This is a genomic window from Ideonella azotifigens (genome assembly GCF_006519715.1).
Classification (GTDB): Bacteria; Pseudomonadota; Gammaproteobacteria; order Burkholderiales; family Burkholderiaceae_C; genus Ideonella; species Ideonella azotifigens.
Genome location: NZ_VIDT01001106.1, coordinates 1 through 1,228, shown reverse-complemented (window position 1 = coordinate 1,228; position 1,228 = coordinate 1). Strand labels below are relative to the sequence as shown.

Sequence of the window (1,228 nt, the reverse complement as noted above, 5' to 3'; positions counted from 1 at the left end):
AGCCAGTTGACCGGGCTGTTCACCAAGCTGTTTGCGCTGGGCCTGTATGCCTGGGTGTGGGAGCACTGGGCGTTCTGGCAGCTGCCGGACAACGCGCTGTGGGTCTGGCTCAGCGGCCTCTTGCTGTACGACTTCTGTTACTACTGGCTGCACCGCGCCGGCCACACGGTGGCCTTTTTCTGGGCCGCGCACGTGGTGCACCACCAGAGCGAGGAATACAACCTGTCGACCGCGCTGCGGCAGACGTCTTCGGGCTGGCTGGGCAGCTGGCTGTTCTACCTGCCGCTGGCGCTGCTGGGCTATTCGCCGCTGGTGTTCGTCACGGTGGGCCTGATCGACCTGCTGTACCAGTTCTGGGTCCACACGCGGCAGATCGACCGCCTGGGCTGGTTCGACCGCTGGCTGTGCTCGCCGAGCAACCACCGCGTGCACCACGCCGTGAACGACCGCTACCTGGACCGCAACTACGGCGGCATCCTGATGGTCTGGGACCGGCTGTTCGGCAGCTTCACCCCAGAAGACAACGTCGAGCCCATCGTCTACGGCACGCGCAAGCCGCTGCGCAGCTGGAACCCGGTCTGGGCCAACCTGGAAGTGTTTGCCGCGCTGGCCCGCGACAGCTGGCACACACAGGCCTGGGGCGACAAGCTGCGCGTCTGGCTCAAGCCACCGGGCTGGCGGCCGGCGGACGTGGCGGCACGCTTTCCCAGCGCGCCGTTCGAGCTGCAGCGGCCGCCGTACGATCCCCGCTTCAGCCGCGCTGCGATGTTCGGCGCGCTGGCGCTGTTTGCCGTCGCGCTGGTTCTCAGCGGCGTGCTGCTGTGGACGGCGCACCGGCAGGCGCCGTGGGTCCTGGTCGGCGGCGTGGCGCTGGTTTTGGCTTGCCTGGTGCTGGCGGGGCGCTTGTGCAGCGGCGCACCCAGGGCTGCCCGGGCGGCCACACTCACCGCTGAAAGTGCGTGACCTGACCCCTCATTGCGTGACGTAAACGTCAGGCTTTCCCCGCTGGCGCGACGGGGCGTGCAGCGCCAAGATCCGGCGACTGTTTTTTCGTTGCGGCCGCCTTGCAGCCGCTCGCGCCATGACGCTGCAACCCGCCCAAGTCATCGTGCTGGCCACGCCAGTTTTTTTCGTGCTGATCGCCATCGAGTGGTGGGTCGGCCACCGCCGCGGCAAGCCGAGCTACCGGGTCAATGACGCGATCGCCAGCGTCGGGCTGGGCATCTTC

At 67.9% G+C, this 1,228-nt stretch carries 1 protein-coding gene; it reads left to right on the top strand.

The window, feature by feature from the left end; genetic code table 11:
- A partial coding sequence (locus FKP22_RS30905; RefSeq protein WP_141291999.1) for a sterol desaturase family protein occupies positions 1-963 on the top strand: 963 nt, incomplete at its 5' end.
- Positions 964-1,228 lie beyond the last annotated feature (265 nt).